At 59.6% G+C, this 17946-nt stretch carries 15 protein-coding genes, 1 tRNA gene and 2 pseudogenes; 1 reads left to right on the top strand and 17 read right to left on the bottom strand.

Annotation, left to right across the window (positions count from 1 at the left end):
* The 4 genes and pseudogenes from MUU54_RS23710 to rpsL form a co-directional block, all read right to left on the bottom strand.
* A pseudogene (locus tag MUU54_RS23710) lies at window positions 1–76 on the bottom strand (GTP-binding protein); the annotation flags it as partial.
* A 64-nt stretch (window positions 77–140) separates the two neighbouring features.
* The gene (gene fusA, locus MUU54_RS23705; RefSeq protein WP_247246407.1) at window positions 141–2240 is read right to left on the bottom strand and encodes an elongation factor G; all 2100 of its coding nucleotides are present in this window, start codon (window positions 2238–2240) and stop codon (window positions 141–143) included.
* A 33-nt stretch (window positions 2241–2273) separates the two neighbouring features.
* Window positions 2274–2744 carry a 30S ribosomal protein S7 gene (rpsG, locus tag MUU54_RS23700; RefSeq protein ID WP_247246406.1) on the bottom strand — a complete coding sequence of 157 codons (471 nt, stop codon included), beginning with the start codon at window positions 2742–2744 and terminating at the stop codon, window positions 2274–2276.
* 82 nt (window positions 2745–2826) lie between these two features.
* Entirely contained in the window at window positions 2827–3198 is a 372-nt protein-coding gene (gene rpsL / locus MUU54_RS23695; protein ID WP_003507760.1) for a 30S ribosomal protein S12, read from the bottom strand.
* A 480-nt stretch (window positions 3199–3678) separates the two neighbouring features.
* On the opposite strand from rpsL, the gene MUU54_RS23690 reads away from it, so the two are divergent.
* Complete coding sequence (locus MUU54_RS23690; RefSeq protein WP_247246405.1) at window positions 3679–3975, top strand: transcriptional regulator; 297 nt, start codon at window positions 3679–3681, stop codon at window positions 3973–3975.
* Here the strand turns inward: MUU54_RS23690 and MUU54_RS23685 are convergent.
* The 13 genes and pseudogenes from MUU54_RS23685 to MUU54_RS23630 all read right to left on the bottom strand — a co-directional run.
* Complete coding sequence (locus tag MUU54_RS23685; RefSeq protein WP_247246408.1) at window positions 3956–4360, bottom strand: hypothetical protein; 405 nt, start codon at window positions 4358–4360, stop codon at window positions 3956–3958. The genes MUU54_RS23690 and MUU54_RS23685 overlap by 20 nt on opposite strands.
* Window positions 4264–4581, bottom strand: a pseudogene (locus MUU54_RS24695) (hypothetical protein); the annotation flags it as partial. The pseudogene MUU54_RS24695 and the gene MUU54_RS23685, both read right to left, overlap by 97 nt.
* A 76-nt stretch (window positions 4582–4657) precedes the next feature.
* Window positions 4658–5089: a cytochrome c peroxidase gene (locus tag MUU54_RS24690; protein WP_281433457.1), complete on the bottom strand. Its 432-nt coding sequence runs from the start codon at window positions 5087–5089 to the stop codon at window positions 4658–4660.
* Window positions 5090–5261: 172 nt separating this feature from the next.
* Window positions 5262–9470: a DNA-directed RNA polymerase subunit beta' gene (gene rpoC, locus MUU54_RS23675; RefSeq protein ID WP_247246404.1), complete on the bottom strand. Its 4209-nt coding sequence runs from the start codon at window positions 9468–9470 to the stop codon at window positions 5262–5264.
* A gap of 183 nt (window positions 9471–9653) precedes the next feature.
* Entirely contained in the window at window positions 9654–13790 is a 4137-nt protein-coding gene (gene rpoB / locus MUU54_RS23670) for a DNA-directed RNA polymerase subunit beta (protein WP_247246403.1), read from the bottom strand.
* Window positions 13791–14042: 252 nt separating this feature from the next.
* Complete coding sequence (gene rplL / locus MUU54_RS23665) at window positions 14043–14423, bottom strand: 50S ribosomal protein L7/L12 (RefSeq protein WP_247246402.1); 381 nt, start codon at window positions 14421–14423, stop codon at window positions 14043–14045.
* A 60-nt stretch (window positions 14424–14483) separates the two neighbouring features.
* On the bottom strand, window positions 14484–15002 hold the full coding sequence (gene rplJ / locus MUU54_RS23660; protein WP_247246401.1) for a 50S ribosomal protein L10: 519 nt from the start codon (window positions 15000–15002) through the stop codon (window positions 14484–14486).
* A 342-nt stretch (window positions 15003–15344) separates the two neighbouring features.
* The gene (gene rplA, locus MUU54_RS23655) at window positions 15345–16040 is read right to left on the bottom strand and encodes a 50S ribosomal protein L1 (protein WP_247246400.1); all 696 of its coding nucleotides are present in this window, start codon (window positions 16038–16040) and stop codon (window positions 15345–15347) included.
* Window positions 16041–16042: 2 nt separating this feature from the next.
* Window positions 16043–16474, bottom strand: a complete 432-nt coding sequence (rplK, locus tag MUU54_RS23650; protein WP_247246399.1) for a 50S ribosomal protein L11 — start codon at window positions 16472–16474, stop codon at window positions 16043–16045.
* A 148-nt stretch (window positions 16475–16622) separates the two neighbouring features.
* A complete protein-coding gene (gene nusG, locus MUU54_RS23645) occupies window positions 16623–17153 on the bottom strand; it encodes a transcription termination/antitermination protein NusG (protein WP_247246398.1) in 531 nt (176 codons plus the stop codon).
* A gap of 14 nt (window positions 17154–17167) precedes the next feature.
* Window positions 17168–17368, bottom strand: coding sequence for a preprotein translocase subunit SecE (gene secE / locus MUU54_RS23640; RefSeq protein ID WP_247246397.1), 201 nt, complete (start codon window positions 17366–17368; stop codon window positions 17168–17170).
* 190 nt (window positions 17369–17558) lie between these two features.
* A tRNA-Trp gene (locus MUU54_RS23635) sits at window positions 17559–17634 on the bottom strand.
* Window positions 17635–17870: 236 nt separating this feature from the next.
* The coding region (locus MUU54_RS23630; RefSeq protein ID WP_144623229.1) for an EF-Tu C-terminal domain-related protein at window positions 17871–17946 on the bottom strand (76 nt) is incomplete at its 5' end.

Below are 17946 nucleotides of genomic sequence, written 5' to 3'. Positions count from 1 at the left end.
TCTTGCCGTGGTCAACGTGACCAATCGTGCCGATGTTGACGTGCGGCTTGTTCCGCTCAAACTTGCTCTTTGCCATTTCCGGCTCTCCGTTCTTTTCCCTTTGGGGGAGAATTTTCTATGGGTTCAGAGGGGTACCCCGGTCACTTCTGACCGGAGTACTTTGCCTGAATTTCCTGTGCGACGTTGCTCGGCACCGGCGCGTAGTGATCGAACACCATCGAGTACTGGGCACGGCCCTGCGACATGGAGCGCAGGTTGTCGACGTACTTGAACATGTTCGCCAGCGGCACGTGAGCGTTGATCACCACGGCGATACCGCGGCTTTCCTGACCTTGGATCTGGCCACGGCGGGAGTTCAAGTCGCCGATGACGTCGCCGACGTAATCTTCCGGCGTCACGACCTCAACCTTCATCATCGGCTCGAGCAGCTGTGCACCCGCCTTCTTGGCTGCTTCACGGAAGCAAGCACGCGAGGCGATTTCGAACGCAAGAACCGAGGAGTCGACGTCGTGGAAGGCGCCATCGACGAGGGTCGCCTTGACGCCCAGCATCGGGAAGCCAGCCAGCGGACCGGAAGACAGAACGCTTTCGATACCCTTCTGAACGCCCGGGATGTATTCCTTCGGAACAGCACCGCCGACGATCTTGGATTCGAAGACGAAATCTTCGCCATCCGGGTTCGGTTCGAAGACGATCTTGACGCGCGCGAACTGACCGGTACCACCGGACTGCTTCTTGTGCGTGTAGTCCTCTTCGTGCTGGCGCGTGATCGTCTCACGGTAAGCAACCTGCGGAGCACCGACGGTGGCTTCGACCTTGAACTCGCGACGCATGCGGTCGACGATGATGTCGAGGTGAAGCTCGCCCATGCCGGCGATGATCGTCTGACCCGATTCCGTGTCGGTCTTGACGCGGAAGGACGGATCTTCAGCTGCCAGACGGTTGAGCGCGAGGCCCATCTTTTCCTGGTCGCCCTTGGTCTTCGGCTCGATCGCGATCTGGATGACCGGCTCGGGGAATTCCATGCGCTCGAGGACAACCGGCTTCAGCGGATCGCAGAGCGTGTCACCCGTGGTGGTTTCCTTCAGGCCGGCGAGAGCAACGATGTCGCCTGCATAGGCTTCTTCGATGTCTTCACGGCTGTTGGAGTGCATCTGCAGCATGCGGCCTACGCGCTCGCGCTTGTCCTTGACCGTGTTCATGACCGACGAACCCTTTTCGAGCTTGCCGGAGTAGATGCGGGCGAAGGTGAGCGAACCGACGAAGGGGTCGTTCATGATCTTGAAGGCCAGCATGGACAGCGGCTCGCTGTCGTCAGCATGACGCTCGATCTCGGCTTCCGTCTTGAAGTCGATGCCCTTGATCGCCGGAATGTCGAGCGGCGACGGCAGGTAGTCTACAACGGCGTCGAGCAGCGGCTGAACGCCCTTGTTCTTGAAGGCAGTGCCGCAGAACATCGGGTGGAACTTGACGTCGATCGTGCCGCGACGAACGAGTTCGCGGATCTTGTCGTTGTCCGGCATGTCGCCGTTCAGGTAGGCTTCCATCGCTTCTTCGTCGATCTCGACGACCGTCTCGATCAGCTTTTCGCGATATTCTTCAGCCTTTTCCTTCAGGTCGTCCGGAATCTCGACAACGTCCCAGGCAGCGCCGAGCGATTCGTCGCGCCATACGAGCGCATTCATTTCGATCAGGTCGACGACGCCCTTGAAGTCGGCTTCCGCACCAATCGGCAGCTGCATGACGACAGCCGTCGCACCGAGGCGGGTCTTGATCATCTCAACTGAGCGGTAGAAGTCGGCGCCGGTCTTGTCCATCTTGTTGCAGAAGATCATGCGCGGAACATGATACTTCTCAGCCTGGCGCCAGACGGTTTCAGTCTGAGGCTCAACGCCGGCGTTGGCGTCGAGAAGGGCGATGGCACCGTCGAGAACGCGCAGCGAACGCTCGACTTCGATGGTGAAGTCAACGTGGCCGGGAGTGTCGATGATGTTGAAGCGGCGCATCTTGCCGTCACGGCCCTTCCAGAAGGTCGTGGTGGCAGCGGACGTGATCGTGATGCCACGCTCCTGCTCCTGCTCCATCCAGTCCATCGTGGCCGCGCCGTCATGGACTTCGCCGATCTTGTGCGACTTACCGGTGTAGTAAAGGATACGCTCGGTGGTCGTGGTCTTGCCGGCGTCGATGTGCGCCATGATACCGAAATTTCGGTAGTCTTCGATTTTATATTCGCGAGCCATAGGACTGCCTTTCGAAATTCGATCGGATGACGATTACCAACGGTAGTGCGAGAACGCGCGGTTGGCGTCGGCCATCTTGTGCGTGTCTTCACGCTTCTTGACGGCGCTGCCGCGATTGTTGGCAGCATCCATGAGTTCACCCGACAGGCGGTCGATCATGGTCGTCTCGTTGCGCTTGCGGGCTGCGGCGATCAACCAGCGGATCGCGAGAGCCTGACGGCGCTCCGGACGGACATCAACCGGAACCTGGTAGGTGGCACCACCCACACGACGCGAGCGAACTTCGACATGCGGGGCGACATTATCGAGGGCCTGGTGGAAGATTGCCAGGGGCTCCTGCTTGGCCTTGCCCTGCACGGCGTCGAACGCGCCGTATACGATGCTTTCAGCCACGGACTTCTTGCCGTGGAGCATGATGGCGTTCATGAACTTGGTGACGACCAGGTCGCCGAACTTCGGGTCCGGGTTGATCTCACGCTTTTCTGCACTATGGCGTCGGGACATACTTCTCGTCTCTCAAGAGTTGCGGGCGCTTTATCACGCGGAGAACCTCGCGCAGCGCCGGATAGATCGAAATGACGCCGAATTACTTCGGACGCTTCGCACCGTACTTCGAACGGCGCTGCTTACGGTTCTTGACGCCCTGGGTGTCGAGAACGCCGCGGATAATGTGGTAGCGAACGCCCGGCAAGTCCTTGACGCGGCCGCCGCGGATCATGACCACGGAGTGCTCCTGCAGGTTGTGACCTTCGCCCGGAATGTAGCCGATGACTTCGAAGCCATTGGTCAGACGGATCTTGGCGACTTTACGCAGAGCCGAGTTCGGCTTCTTCGGGGTCGTGGTGTAGACGCGGGTGCAAACGCCGCGCTTTTGCGGATTTTCCTGCAGAGCAGGAACCTTATTGCGCTTTACCTGTGCCTGACGCGGCTTACGGATCAGCTGGTTTACGGTAGGCATAGAACCATCCCTTGCAAAATCTTCTTCCAAACCCTTTCGGGCCAATCTGATGCCGTTGCCGGCGGCGACGCACCCATATTCCCTCATGCGCAAAACGTGGCCCTATCCGATTTTCCGGATGGACCACAAAAGGCAGAGGACGCATTCCTCATGCGTCATGCGTGCAGCATTCGTGTCTTCGACGTGCGTCTGGAACCTTGTTTGAGGCGTACTCCGGAACGAGTCGTTCCGAACGGACAAGCCTCACATCGCTTCCGATGGTGGGGCGTTTACTGTTTTACCCCTTTGCCGTCAAGGCCGAGGCCGAAAATAATGGGTTTCAGGCCTTCCGGAACGGCATCGGCGCCATAAAGTTAAGGATTGTTGCGTCATCGCGCAACGTTCGTCGTGCAAACAGACCTCAGCCTGTTGCCAAGGGCGGCATCCACCCCTACCCCGGGACTCAGCGAGAAGAGACCTGCGCCACACACGGAGAAGATCATGGTAAGCGATCCCGACAACGACAATAATCTGGAGGGACCGATGGTGTTCATCATCATCGGCAAGGCCTATGAGGTGAAGGACGGGCCAGGCATCGATCTGCACATCATGCTTCGCGCGCCGGACGATGATACGGCCGTTCGTGAGGCGTTGAACGCGCTGTCGGAGGAAGGCTTTGTCGAGGCGGAGCTCGACCAGATCGGCGTGCTGCAGGAAGAGCCGGTGGAGGAGCCCCATGCCTCGGCCTATCAGGGCGCGCTCGAGGGCGAAGTGGCAATCATCCGCTTCGACGAATAGGACGGCTCGAGCACCCGCCGGAGAACCGGCGGATGCTCCTCCCCACGTCCGTTTCTTTGGCCTTACTTCGACGTCGGGATGATGCTGATCGGCCGCGGCGTCTCTGCCTTTCAGGCGGGAGAACGGGATAAGTCACATCAGGGATCTTGCCCGTCAGCGAGTTGAGGAAGGCGACGATCAGCAGATCCACTTCGTCATCGTTCAGCGCTTCGCCGAGCTGCGACGTTCCCATGGTCGCCAGGGCCTGCTTCAGATCCCAGACCTTGCCGGAGTGGAAGTAAGGCGCCGTCAGCGCGATGTTGCGCAAGGGGGCAGCACGGAAGACGTAGGAATCGTCTGCGGTATTGGTGACCGCAAAACGCCCCTTGTCCATTTCAGGCAGCACATGGCGCCCGGCTTCTCGATCAGGCCGAAGGGATAATACCCCTCCCCGCCGACATTGATGCCGGCATGGCATGAGGCACAGCCTTTGGCCATGAAGAGCGAAAGCCCCTGCTTGGCTTGCGTCGTCATCGCGTCATCGTCGCCGTTGAGGAAGGCGTCGAAAGGTGCCGGCGTGATCAGCGTTGCCTCGAAAGCCTCGAGCGCTTTGGCAACGTTGTCGAAGGTCGCGGGATCCGCTTCGTCCGGGAAGGCCGCCTTGAACCAGTCGACATAGTCCGCATCGACTTCAGCGCCGCAATCACGTTGTCCGGCGTATTGGCCATTTCGACACGGCCTGCACCGGTCCCTTCGCTTGCGCCTTCAGGTCATCGGCGCGGCCGTCGCAGAACTGCGCGATGTTGAAGATCGCATTCAGTGCCGTGGGCGCATTGCGGGCGCTTCTGCCAGCCATGCCCGATTGAGGTTTCAAGGTTGTCATCTCTTCCGGTGGCAAGGTTGTGGCAGGAGTTGCAGGAGAAGACGCCGAGACGCGCGGATCGAAGAACAATGCCTTCCCGAACGCGATCTTCTCTGGCGTGATCTTATTGTCCTTCACCGACGGGATGGTCGACGGTAACGGCTTGAAGATCTCCTGCGCCGTTTCCCGCAGGTCGGCCGGTACCGGCTCGGCGGCAATGGCCGCGGTAGCAACGAGGATGCCGAGCGCCACCGACGACAATAGGTTTTTCATGTGAGCCTCCGTTCTTTGGAACGGCCCAACTCTAGAAGCATTCCAACCGTGCCGGTTGCTCGAAATCAATAGATTTGGGCGAACGGATGGAAAAAGCGCCCGGATTGCTCCGAGCGCTTTTCGTTCGTCAAGTCCACAGGATGCGGCATTCCGCACCCCGAGTCCGCCAGCCTTACTCGGCCGGAGTGTTTTCGCCCGACATCTCCTGCAGCATCGGCGTTGCGGCCGAGGCACCCGAGCTCTTGCGACGCTCGTCGAGGATCATGTCGTCGCGCGAGGTGGCGATGCGACGGATCTGCGTCATCGTTCCGCCGGTACCAGCCGGGATGAGGCGGCCGACGATGACGTTTTCCTTCAGACCCTGCAGCGTGTCGGTCTTGCCGGCGATTGCAGCTTCCGTGAGAACCTTGGTGGTCTCCTGGAAGGATGCGGCCGAGATGAACGACGGCGTCTGCAGCGAGGCCTTGGTGATGCCGAGAAGCACAGGCTCGCCGGAAGCCGGCTTCTTACCTTCTTCCATCAGCTGCTCGTTGACATCTTCCAGTTCGATGCGATCGACATTGTCGCCGACGATGTACTGGCTATCGCCTGCATCGGTGATCTCCACCTTCTGCAGCATCTGACGGACGATGACCTCGATGTGCTTGTCGTTGATGACAACGCCCTGCAGTCGGTAGACTTCCTGGATCTCGTTGACGAGATAGGAAGCCAGTGCTTCCACGCCCTTGATCGCCAGGATGTCGTGCGGCGCAGGATTGCCGTCGAGGATGTAGTCGCCCTTCTCGATGTAGTCGCCTTCCTGAAGATGGAAGGGCTTGCCCTTCGGGATCAGGTATTCGACCGGCTCGACACCGTCTTCGGCAGGCTCGATCATGACGCGACGCTTGTTCTTGTAGTCGCGGCCCATCCGGATCGTACCATCGATCTCTGCGATGATGGCGTGGTCCTTCGGACGACGTGCTTCGAACAGTTCGGCAACGCGCGGCAGACCACCGGTGATGTCCTTGGTCTTGGCGCTTTCCATCGGAACACGCGCAAGGACGTCACCCTGGCTGACCTTCTGACCCGGCTCGACCGACAGGATCGCGTCGACCGACAGCATGAAGCGGGCTTCGCCACCACGGGCAAGCTTCGCGATGTTGCCGGATGCGTCCTTGATGACGATCGCAGGCTTCAGGTCCGTACCGCGCGGCGTCGAACGCCAGTCGATGACCTGACGCTTGGTGATGCCGGTGGATTCGTCCGTCGATTCCGAAACCGAGATCGAGTCGACCACGTCTTCGAACTGAACGGTACCTTCCACTTCCGTCATCATCGGGCGGGTGTAAGGATCCCACTCGGCGATACGCTGGCCGCGCTTGACCTTGTCACCATCGTCGACGAACAGCTTGGAGCCGTAGGCAACGCGCTGCGACGACCGCTCGACGCCACGCTCATCAAGGATTGCAATCGCCATGTTACGGCCCATCGCAACAAGGACGCCCTCTGAGTTGCGCAGCATGTTGCGGTTCTTCACCTGAACCGTACCCTCGTAGGAAGCCTCGAGGAACGACTGGTCCACCACCGTCGCGGTACCGCCCAAGTGGAAGGTACGCATGGTGAGCTGGGTGCCAGGCTCGCCGATCGACTGTGCAGCGATGACGCCCACGGCTTCGCCCATGTTGACGGGCGTACCGCGTGCAAGATCACGGCCGTAGCAGACCGAGCAGACGCCCGTCTGGACTTCGCAAGTCAGAGCGGAGCGAATGCGGACGGACTGGATGCCGGCCTTCTCGATCTCGATCACGTGCGGCTCGAGGATCATTTCGCCGGCCTTGACGATGTTCTCGCCGGTGACCGGATGGTCGATGTCGTCCAGCGCCGTACGGCCGAGGACACGGGCACCGATCGAAGCAACGACCTGGCCGGCATCGATGATCGCCGTCATGGTGAGGCCCCTTTCGGTGCCGCAGTCGACGGAGTTGACGATGCAGTCCTGCGCCACGTCGACGAGACGACGGGTGAGGTAGCCCGAGTTCGCCGTCTTCAAGGCGGTGTCTGCCAGACCCTTACGAGCACCGTGCGTCGAGTTGAAGTACTCGTTCACGGTCAGGCCTTCCTTGAAATTCGAGATGATCGGCGTTTCGATGATCTCACCCGACGGCTTGGCCATGAGGCCGCGCATGCCACCCAGCTGGCGCATCTGGTTCGGAGAACCACGAGCACCCGAGTGCGACATCATGTAGATGGCGTTCATCGGCTTCTGGCGGTTGGTTTCCGGATCGAACTCGACAGCCTTGATGCGGGCCATCATGTCCTCGGCAACCTTTTCGGTCGCCTTGCCCCAGGCGTCGACGACCTTGTTGTACTTCTCGCCCTGAGTGATCAGGCCGTCATTGTACTGCTGCTCGTATTCCTTCACCAGGGCTTCGGTGTCGCCGACGATCTTCGCCTTGGTTTCCGGGATGATCATGTCATCCTTGCCGAAGGAGATGCCGGCCTTGCAGGCATTGGTGAAGCCGAGCTGCATGATGCGGTCGCAGAAGATCACCGTGTCCTTCTGGCCGCAGTGACGGTAGACCGTGTCGATCATCTTGGAGATGTTCTTCTTGGTCATTTCCTGGTTGCAGATGTCGAAGGGCACGTTCGGGCTCTTCGGCAGAAGTTCACCGATGATCATGCGGCCAGGCGTCGTTTCATAGATCTTCGAGACCGGCTTGCCGTTCTCGTCGACGGTCTTGAAACGGCCTCGGATCTTGGCGTGCAGCGTGACGACCTTATTTTCCAGAGCGTGGTGCAGTTCGCCCATGTCCGAGAAGACCATGCCTTCGCCCGGCTCGTTCTGGTTCTGGATCGACAGGTAGTAGAGGCCGAGAACCATGTCCTGCGACGGAACGATGATCGGTGCACCGTTCGCCGGATGCAGGATGTTGTTCGTCGACATCATCAGGACGCGAGCTTCGAGCTGAGCTTCGAGCGACAGCGGCACGTGGACGGCCATCTGGTCACCGTCGAAGTCGGCGTTGAAGGCCGTGCAGACGAGCGGGTGCAGCTGGATCGCCTTGCCTTCAACCAGAATCGGCTCGAAGGCTTGGATCCCCAGACGGTGAAGGGTTGGTGCGCGGTTCAGGAGAACCGGATGCTCGCGGATGACCTCGTCCAGGATATCCCAGACTTCCGGCTTTTCCTTTTCAACCAGCTTCTTGGCCTGCTTGACGGTCGAGGAGTAACCCTTGGCGTCGAGACGGGCGTAGATGAACGGCTTGAAGAGCTCGAGCGCCATCTTCTTTGGCAGGCCGCACTGGTGCAGCTTCAGTTCCGGACCGGTCACGATAACCGAACGGCCGGAATAGTCGACGCGTTTGCCGAGCAGGTTCTGACGGAAGCGGCCCTGCTTGCCCTTCAGCATGTCGGAGAGCGACTTCAGCGGACGCTTGTTGGCGCCGGTGATGACGCGGCCACGACGGCCGTTGTCGAACAGCGCATCGACAGATTCCTGCAGCATGCGCTTTTCGTTGCGGATGATGATGCCCGGGGCGCGCAGTTCGATCAGGCGCTTCAGACGGTTGTTACGGTTGATCACACGACGGTAGAGGTCGTTGAGGTCAGACGTGGCGAAACGGCCGCCATCGAGCGGAACCAGCGGGCGCAGGTCCGGCGGGATCACTGGAACGACCTTCATGATCATCCATTCCGGACGATTACCGGATTCAATGAAGTTCTCGACGATCTTCAGCCGCTTCATCAGCTTCTTTTGCTTCAGATCCGACGTCGTATCGGCAAGCTCCGAGCGCAGGTCGCCGGCAATCTTGTCGAGGTTCATCGAGGCCAGCATCTCGTAGATGGCTTCAGCGCCGATCATCGCGGTGAACTGATCTTCGCCGAACTCGTCGACGGCAATCATGTACTCTTCTTCAGAAAGAAGCTGGTTCTCCTTGAGCGACGTCAGGCCCGGCTCCGTCACGATGTAGTTCTCGAAATAGAGAACGCGCTCGACATCCTTCAGCGTCATGTCGAGCAGCGTCGAGATGCGCGAGGGAAGTGACTTCAGGAACCAGATGTGGGCAACCGGTGCAGCGAGTTCGATGTGACCCATGCGCTCGCGGCGAACGCGCGATAGCGTGACTTCGACGCCGCACTTTTCGCAGATGATGCCCTTGTACTTCATACGCTTGTACTTGCCGCACAGGCACTCGTAGTCCTTGATTGGCCCGAAGATGCGCGCGCAGAAGAGGCCGTCGCGTTCCGGCTTGAAAGTACGGTAGTTGATGGTCTCCGGCTTTTTGATTTCGCCGTAGGACCAGGAGAGAATCTTCTCGGGGCTCGCGATCGAGATACGGATCGAATCGAAGTGCTGTGCCGGCACCTGCGGGTTGAAAAGATTCATGACCTCTTGGTTCATGCCTATCTCCTTATGGGGCGTAAGCCCTCAGCTTGCGATCGTGATCCATCCAATTCCCGGGATGACGGATCCGACGCTCAAAAACAGTCCTAGCCGCTAAATGCGGCGAAAGTTCCCCTGCCCTTTCGGCTGATCGGGCGGAGGAAGGCGCGCGCCCTTTGGCAGCGCGCGCCTTTTTGGAGATTATTCGGCTGCGTCCGGCAGCTGACCTGCGGCCGCTTCGTCCAGCTTGGAGTTTTCAAGCTCGACCGACAGACCCAGCGAACGCATTTCCTTGACGAGAACGTTGAAGCTCTCCGGAATGCCGGCTTCAAAGGTGTCGTCGCCGCGGACGATCGCCTCGTAGACCTTCGTACGGCCAGCCACGTCGTCCGACTTCACGGTCAGCATTTCCTGCAGCGTGTAGGCGGCACCATAGGCTTCCAGAGCCCAGACCTCCATTTCGCCGAAGCGCTGGCCGCCGAACTGCGCCTTACCACCGAGCGGCTGCTGGGTGACGAGCGAGTACGGACCGATCGAACGGGCATGGATCTTGTCGTCCACCAGGTGGTTCAACTTGATCATGTACATGTAGCCGACGGTGACCTTGCGGTCGAAGGCTTCACCGGTACGTCCGTCGTAGAGGACCGACTGACCCGACGGATCAAGACCGGCCTTCTGCAGCATGGATGCCACATCCGGCTCGTGCGCACCGTCAAAGACCGGCGTCGCAATCGAGACACCTCGCTTGGACTGCTCCGCAAGGCGGACGAGAGACTCGTCGTCGAAGCTTGCAACCTCATCGTTTGCCACGCTCGCATAGACGTCGCGCAGCTCGCTCTTCAGATTGCTGATGTCGTTCGACTTCTTGTACTCTTCGAGCATCTGGCCGATGCGCTTGCCCATGCCGGCGCAAGCCCATGCCAGGTGCGTCTCGAGGATCTGACCGACATTCATGCGCGACGGCACGCCGAGCGGGTTCAGAACGATGTCGACATGCGTGCCGTCTTCGAGGAACGGCATGTCTTCGACCGGAACGATGCGAGACACGACACCCTTGTTGCCGTGACGGCCGGCCATCTTGTCGCCTGGCTGGATCTTGCGCTTCACAGCAACGAAGACCTTGACCATTTTCATGACGCCTGGAGGCATTTCGTCACCGCGCTGGACCTTTTCGACCTTGTCCATGAAACGCTGTTCAAGGCGCGACTTGGATTCGTCGTACTGGGCCCGCAGGGCTTCAATCTCGGCCTGGACCTTTTCGTCCTCGACGGCAAACATCCACCACTGCGACCGCGGATATTCCGAGACCACGTTGTTGGATAGCTCGACGCCCTTCTTGAAGCCCTTCGGGCCTGCAACGGACTTCTGGCCACGCAGCATTTCGATCAGGCGACCGTAGACGTTACGGTCAAGGATCGCCTGTTCGTCGTCGCGGTCCTTGGCGAGACGCTCGATCTCCTCGCGCTCGATCGCCATCGCACGCTCGTCCTTCTCCACGCCGTGGCGGTTGAAGACGCGAACTTCGACGATCGTACCGAACGTGCCTGGCGGCATGCGCATGGAGGTGTCGCGAACGTCGGAGGCCTTTTCACCGAAGATGGCGCGCAGGAGCTTTTCTTCCGGCGTCATCGGGCTTTCGCCCTTCGGGGTGATCTTGCCGACCAGGATGTCGCCCGGCTGCACCTCGGCACCGATATAGACGATACCGGCTTCGTCGAGGTTCTTCAGCGCTTCTTCCGAAACGTTCGGAATGTCGCGCGTGATCTCTTCCGGACCAAGCTTGGTGTCACGTGCCATCACTTCGAACTCTTCGATGTGAATGGAGGTGAACACGTCGTCCGACACAATGCGCTCGGAGAGCAGGATCGAGTCTTCGTAGTTGTAGCCGTTCCAAGGCATGAACGCGACGAGCGCGTTGCGGCCGAGGGCCAGGTCGCCGAGGTCGGTCGAGGGACCGTCCGCGATGATGTCGCCCTTGTTCAGAACGTCGCCGACGGCGACCAGCGGACGCTGGTTGACGCAGGTGTTCTGGTTGGAACGCTGGAACTTCTGCAGGCGATAGATGTCGACGCCGGACTTGCCGGCTTCGAGATCTTCCGTCGCACGGATAACGATACGCGTTGCGTCGACCTGGTCGACCACGCCGCCACGACGGGCAGCGATGGCAGCACCGGAGTCACGCGCAACGACCGGCTCCATGCCGGTGCCGACGAACGGCGCTTCGGCGCGTACCAGCGGCACGGCCTGACGCTGCATGTTCGAGCCCATGAGAGCGCGGTTGGCGTCGTCGTTTTCCAGGAACGGGATCAGAGCCGCGGCCACGGAAACGAGCTGCTTCGGCGAGACGTCCATCAGGTTGATGGTTTCGCGCGGCGACAGCATCACTTCACCGGCATGACGGCAGACCACGAACTCTTCTACGAAGGATCCCTCGGCGTCGAGCTCGGCATTGGCCTGTGCGACGTAGTACTTCGCCTCTTCCATTGCGGAGAGGTAGAGCACCTCATTTGTCACCTTTCCGTCCACGATCTTGCGGTACGGGCTTTCGATGAATCCGTACTTGTTGACCCTGGCGAAGGTTGCCAGCGAGTTGATCAGACCGATGTTCGGGCCTTCCGGCGTTTCGATCGGGCAGATACGGCCGTAATGCGTCGGGTGAACGTCACGGACTTCAAAGCCTGCGCGCTCACGAGTCAGACCACCCGGGCCAAGAGCCGAAAGACGGCGCTTGTGAGTGATTTCCGAGAGCGGGTTCACCTGGTCCATGAACTGCGACAGCTGCGAGGAGCCGAAGAACTCGCGGACGGCAGCGGCTGCCGGCTTGGCGTTGATCAGGTCCTGCGGCATGACGGTGTCGATCTCGATCGACGACATGCGTTCCTTGATGGCGCGCTCCATGCGCAAGAGGCCCAGACGGTACTGGTTCTCCATCAATTCGCCGACGGAACGAACACGGCGGTTGCCGAGGTTGTCGATGTCGTCGATCTCGCCCTTGCCGTCACGCAGCTCAACGAGCATCTTGACCACGGCCAGGATGTCTTCCTTACGCAGCGTGCGAACCGTATCCGGAGCGTCGAGATCGAGACGCATGTTCATCTTGACGCGGCCAACGGCGGAGAGGTCGTAACGCTCTGCATCGAAGAACAGCGAGTTGAACATTGCTTCGGCCGATTCCATGGTCGGCGGCTCACCCGGACGCATGACGCGGTAGATGTCGAACAGCGCGTCCTGCCGGTTCTCGTTCTTGTCCGCAGCAAGCGTGTTGCGGATGTAGGCACCGACGTTGATGTGGTCGATACCAAGAACCGGGATCTCGTTGAAGCCGGCCTCCAGGATGATCGGAAGCGTCTTCTCGTCAATTTCGTCGCCGGCTTCGAGATAGATCTCACCGGTTTCAAAGTTGACGATGTCTTCAGCCAGGTAGTTGCCGTAAAGGTCGTCGTTGGACGCCTTGAGCGCCTTCAGGCCCTTGTCCGTCAGCTGGCGGAGCAGACGCGGGGTCAGCTTCTTGCCGGCTTCCACGACCACTTCGCCGGTGTCGGCGTCGATCATGTCGGAGAGCGCCTTGGCACCCTTCAGCGTTTCGGGCTGGAAGGGAATGCGCCAGCCGTCGCCGTCACGGACATAGTCGGACTTCGTGTAGAAGGTCGACAGGATATCTTCGCCGTCCATGCCGAGCGCCATCAGGAGCGACGTCGCAGGGATCTTGCGGCGACGGTCGATGCGGGCATAGACGATGTCCTTGGCGTCGAACTCGATGTCGAGCCAGGAACCGCGATAGGGGATGACGCGGGCGGCAAAAAGCAGCTTGCCAGACGAGTGGCTCTTACCCTTGTCGTGGTCGAAGAACACGCCCGGCGAACGGTGCATCTGTGAGACGATGACGCGCTCGGTGCCGTTCACGATGAACGTGCCGTTGTCGGTCATGAGCGGCATGTCGCCCATGTAGACGGACTGTTCCTTGATGTCCTTGATGGACTTCGCGCCGGTGTCCTCGTCGATATCGAACACGATCAGACGCAGGGTCACCTTCAGCGGAGCTGCATATGTCAGGTCGCGCTGACGGCATTCCTCGACGTCGAACTTCGGCGGTTCGAACTCGTAGGAGACGAATTCCAGCATGGAGACGCCGGAGAAGTCGGTGATCGGGAACACGGACCGGAAAACGGCGTTGAGCCCTTCGTCCGGACGACCACCTTCTGGCTCTTCGACCATAAGGAACTGGTCATACGAAGCCTTCTGAACCTCGATGAGGTTCGGCATCTGGGTAACTTCGGGGATTTTTCCAAAAAACTTGCGTACGCGCCTACGACCGTTGAACGAAAGGGTCTGAGCCATCGTCGCTCCTTCAAAAATGCATCCGGGCCTGCAACGGACGGGATTCGCTGGCCAGTCGGTCCCGTCGATCATGGGTGGTTCAAATCTCGTCTCGCTTCCCGAACCGCCGGCCGGATTGCCGATCGTTTCAGGCGGAGACCATCCTCTTGAAGAACCCATTACCCAAAAGCCGTTTCACCGGCTTTTGGGTAAGAAGTTCAGAAGGAATGAGCGATGGGAGAGGACCTGCGCCCTCTCCCGCCGTATTCCGTATTACTTAACGTCGACCTTAGCGCCGGCGTCCTCAAGCTTCTTCTTGAGGTCAGCGGCTTCAGCCTTGGAAACGCCTTCCTTGACCGCCTTCGGAGCGCCTTCGACCAGGTCCTTGGCTTCCTTGAGGCCGAGGCCGGTGATGCCGCGGACTTCCTTGATGACGTTGATCTTGTTGGCGCCAGCATCCGTGAGGATGACGTCGAACTCGGTCTTTTCTTCTTCAGCCGGAGCAGCAGCACCAGCAGCGCCACCAGCAGCAGCAACCGCTACCGGAGCAGCGGCAGAAACGCCCCACTTTTCTTCGAGCATCTTGGACAGCTCAGCAGCTTCCAGGACGGTCAGCGAGGAGAGGTCTTCAACGATCTTTGCGAGATCAGCCATTTTACTAGTTCCTTTTGTGTTCGGTTCGAACTGGTTTGGTTTGTACAGCGAAAAACCGCCTTAAGCGGCTTCGTCCTTCTTGGCGTAGGCTGCAAAAACGCGGGCAAGCTGGCTTGCCGGTGCCTGAACGACGCCTGCGATGCGGGTTGCCGGGGTCTGAATCATACCCAGCAGCTTTGCGCGCAGTTCGTCCAGCGAAGGCAGGGTCGCAAGCGACTTGACGCCTTCCGCGTTAAGCGTGGTCGATCCCATGGCGCCGCCGAGAATAACGACCTTGTCGTTGGTCTTGGCGAAATCCGAGACAACCTTCGGAGCGGTGATGGGATCATTGCTGTAAGCGATGAGCGTCTGACCCTTGAACAGGTCCGACATCCCTTCCGACTCCGTGCCCTGAAGAGCGATCTTGGCCAGACGGTTCTTCGCGACTTTGACGGTGCCGCCAGCAGCGCGCATCTTCGAACGAAAATCGTTCATTTGCGCAACTGTGACACCAGCATAGTGGGCCACGACAACCGAACCGGAAGCCTTGAAGACTTCGTTCAGCTCCGTGACAAATTCGCGCTTTTCCGCTCTTTCCACTGTCTGTCTCCAGTTGACGGGACCGCAATCCTGCAGGCCCCATCGGTTTGCCTTTTGCCCCAAGGGATCTTTCAATCAAGATCCCAAGCGACGCTTGAGGATCCTGTCCCCTCGCACTGTCACCTCACGGGCTCCAGGCACAAGGCACACAAGGCTCGAACCGAACATCCGGACATGCGTGTCCGCGATGAAATCCGTTCTTACCCGTCTCATGCAGGCAAAGTGATTAAGGTAAAACCACCTGCAATCTCGGACAGGAAGTCCAGGTTTCCCTGAACATTCCCGGCCCCAAAGGACCGGGAATTCTTTTAAAGGAACCGCAAACGGCTCCCATTGTTCGTATCAGGCCGTGACCGACGACGGATCGATCTTGACGCCCGGGCCCATGGTCGAAGAGATCGCTACGCGCTTGACGTAGTTACCCTTGGCACCAGCCGGCTTTGCCTTGACGACGGCGTCAGCAAAAGCCTTGATGTTTTCTTCGAGCGCCTTTGCGTCAAACGAAGCCTTGCCAATGCCGGCGTGAACGATACCAGCCTTCTCAACGCGGAACTCGACGGCGCCGCCCTTGGAAGCCTTGACGGCGCCCGTTACGTCCATGGTCACCGTGCCGACCTTCGGGTTCGGCATCATGCCGCGCGGGCCGAGCACCTTACCGAGACGGCCGACGAGCGGCATCATGTCCGGGGTCGCGATGCAGCGATCGAAGTCGATCTTGCCGCCCTGGACGATTTCGAGCAGGTCTTCGGCGCCGACGATGTCCGCACCGGCTGCCTTCGCTTCGTCAGCTTTGGCGCCACGTGCGAAGACGGCGACGCGAACGTCACGGCCGGTACCGTTCGGCAGGTTGACCACGCCGCGGACCATCTGGTCTGCGTGACGCGGATCGACGCCAAGGTTCATGGCGATTTCGATCGTCTCGTCGAACTTGGCGACGGCACGTTCCTTGACCATCGAGATAGCGTCCGAGAGCGCGACCAGCTTGGTCGGGTCAACGCCTTCACGGATCTTCTGAATACGCTTTGCTACCTTGGCCATGATCAACCTACCACTTCCAGGCCCATGGAGCGGGCAGAGCCCTCAACCATCAGCATTGCGCCTTCGACGTCTGCCGCATTCAGGTCCTTCATCTTGGCTTCAGCGATCGCGCGGACCTGAGCCTTGGTAATGGAGCCTGCAGTCGAACCCTTGCCCGGGGTCTTCGAACCGGACTGGATCTTTGCTTCCTTCTTCAGCCAGTAGGTGACCGGCGGCTGCTTCATGACGAAGGTGAAGGACTTGTCCTGATAGTAGGTGATGACGACCGGGATCGGCATACCCTTTTCCATTTCCTGCGTGGCGGCGTTGAACGCCTTGCAGAATTCCATGATGTTAATGCCACGCTGACCAAGGGCCGGGCCGATCGGCGGGGACGGGTTGGCCGATCCTGCCTTGACCTGGAGCTTGAGCTGGCCTGCAACTTTCTTAGCCATTACTCTCTGCCTTTCTATTCAGACCGGTTTCCCGATCCATTGATGCCGGACATAGCCGGCGGCTGCGGTTGCGTGGTGCGCCTGGACAGGCCCGGCTAAAGGCCGCCATACTCCCACGCGGTTCGGGAAGTTGCCTTCCCGTTTGCGCTCAAACCTTTTCGACCTGAGCGTATTCGAGTTCGACCGGGGTCGCGCGACCGAAGATCGACACCTCGACCTTCAGGCGCGAACGCTCCTCGTCGACATCCTGAACCGTGCCGTTGAACGAAGCGAAAGGACCGTCCGAAACACGGACCTGTTCGCCGATCTCGAAGCTGATCGAGGACTTCGGCCGTTCCACACCTTCCTGAACCTGCCCGAGAATACGCTCGGCCTCGTAATCCGGGATCGGCACCGGCTTGGAATCGGAACCGAGGAAGCCGGTCACCTTCGGCGTGTTCTTGATCAGGTGGTAGGCCTCGTCCGTCAGGTTCGCCCGCACCAGCACGTAGCCGGGGAAGAACTTGCGCTCGGAATCCACCTTACGACCACGACGCACCTCAACGACCTTCTCGGTCGGCACGAGGATCTTCTCGAAGAGGTGATCAAGACCCTTCTGGCGAGCCTTGTTCTCGATATCCTCAGCTACCTTCTTTTCAAAGTTCGAATATGCGTGGACGATGTACCAACGCGCCGCCATCTTCATCTCCACAATCAGTTGCCGATGTTCAGCACAAGGCCGATCAGCCAGCCAATGAGCTGGTCAGCAGCAAAGAAAAACAGGGCAGCGAAAATGACCATAAGCAGGACCATGGCAGTCGAAATCATCGTCTCGCGACGCGACGGCCAGGTAATCTTCGACGCTTCCGTGCGAACCTGCTGGATAAACTGAACTGGGTTGGTTTTGGAAGCCATCGATATCCACGCCATTACGGCGCGTAAAGCTGATCTCGTTCAGCCCCACGCACCGCGTGTCTGTTTTGCCCTACATAAACACCGCTCACCCCTTTCACAAGAGGAAATCGATGCTCAATGAAATTCTCCCACCTCGCGGCGGGCAGCCTCGCCCTCAACATCGCCTCGTGTGTTCGCGCAATAGAGAGGCTGGCAGGGGCAGCCGGGCTTGAACCGACGACCTGCGGTTTTGGAGACCGCCGCTCTACCAACTGAGCTATACCCCTTCAAGTTTCCCGCCGCGCACGCGCCGCCGGAACAGGCGGGTTAATATTCAACTTGCCGGAGGATGACAAGCATTATTCGCGGAAAAATGAACCGCCGGAGGAGTTTCTTCCGGCGACCGCGTCACCGGCCAGAGACATTCTTACAGGTAACCAACTGCGAGCATTCGGCGCCCCCGGAAAAAGAAAGGCCCCGCCGTCGCCGGCGGGGCCATCTTTTCCCCGGAAGGGGAAATCGATTACTCGATGATCGAGGCGACGATGCCGGCGCCGACGGTGCGGCCGCCTTCGCGGATCGCGAAGCGCAGCTTTTCT

This window comes from Pseudorhizobium tarimense, from assembly GCF_022968135.1.
GTDB classification, from domain to species: domain Bacteria; phylum Pseudomonadota; class Alphaproteobacteria; order Rhizobiales; family Rhizobiaceae; genus Neorhizobium; species Neorhizobium tarimense.
This window is presented reverse-complemented; position numbering and strand designations above follow the sequence as displayed.

Coding starts and splice junctions, on each gene's coding strand:
- MUU54_RS23690 (WP_247246405.1), top strand. CDS start 3,679: ATGGTAAGCGATCCCGACAACGACAATAATCTGGAGGGACCGATGGTG.
- rplL (WP_247246402.1), bottom strand. CDS start 14,423: ATGGCTGATCTCGCAAAGATCGTTGAAGACCTCTCCTCGCTGACCGTC.
- nusG (WP_247246398.1), bottom strand. CDS start 17,153: ATGGCGGCGCGTTGGTACATCGTCCACGCATATTCGAACTTTGAAAAG.
- rplK (WP_247246399.1), bottom strand. CDS start 16,474: ATGGCTAAGAAAGTTGCAGGCCAGCTCAAGCTCCAGGTCAAGGCAGGA.
- secE (WP_247246397.1), bottom strand. CDS start 17,368: ATGGCTTCCAAAACCAACCCAGTTCAGTTTATCCAGCAGGTTCGCACG.
- fusA (WP_247246407.1), bottom strand. CDS start 2,240: ATGGCTCGCGAATATAAAATCGAAGACTACCGAAATTTCGGTATCATG.
- MUU54_RS24690 (WP_281433457.1), bottom strand. CDS start 5,089: ATGAAAAACCTATTGTCGTCGGTGGCGCTCGGCATCCTCGTTGCTACC.
- rpoB (WP_247246403.1), bottom strand. CDS start 13,790: ATGGCTCAGACCCTTTCGTTCAACGGTCGTAGGCGCGTACGCAAGTTT.
- rpsG (WP_247246406.1), bottom strand. CDS start 2,744: ATGTCCCGACGCCATAGTGCAGAAAAGCGTGAGATCAACCCGGACCCG.
- rplA (WP_247246400.1), bottom strand. CDS start 16,040: ATGGCCAAGGTAGCAAAGCGTATTCAGAAGATCCGTGAAGGCGTTGAC.
- rpsL (WP_003507760.1), bottom strand. CDS start 3,198: ATGCCTACCGTAAACCAGCTGATCCGTAAGCCGCGTCAGGCACAGGTA.
- rpoC (WP_247246404.1), bottom strand. CDS start 9,470: ATGAACCAAGAGGTCATGAATCTTTTCAACCCGCAGGTGCCGGCACAG.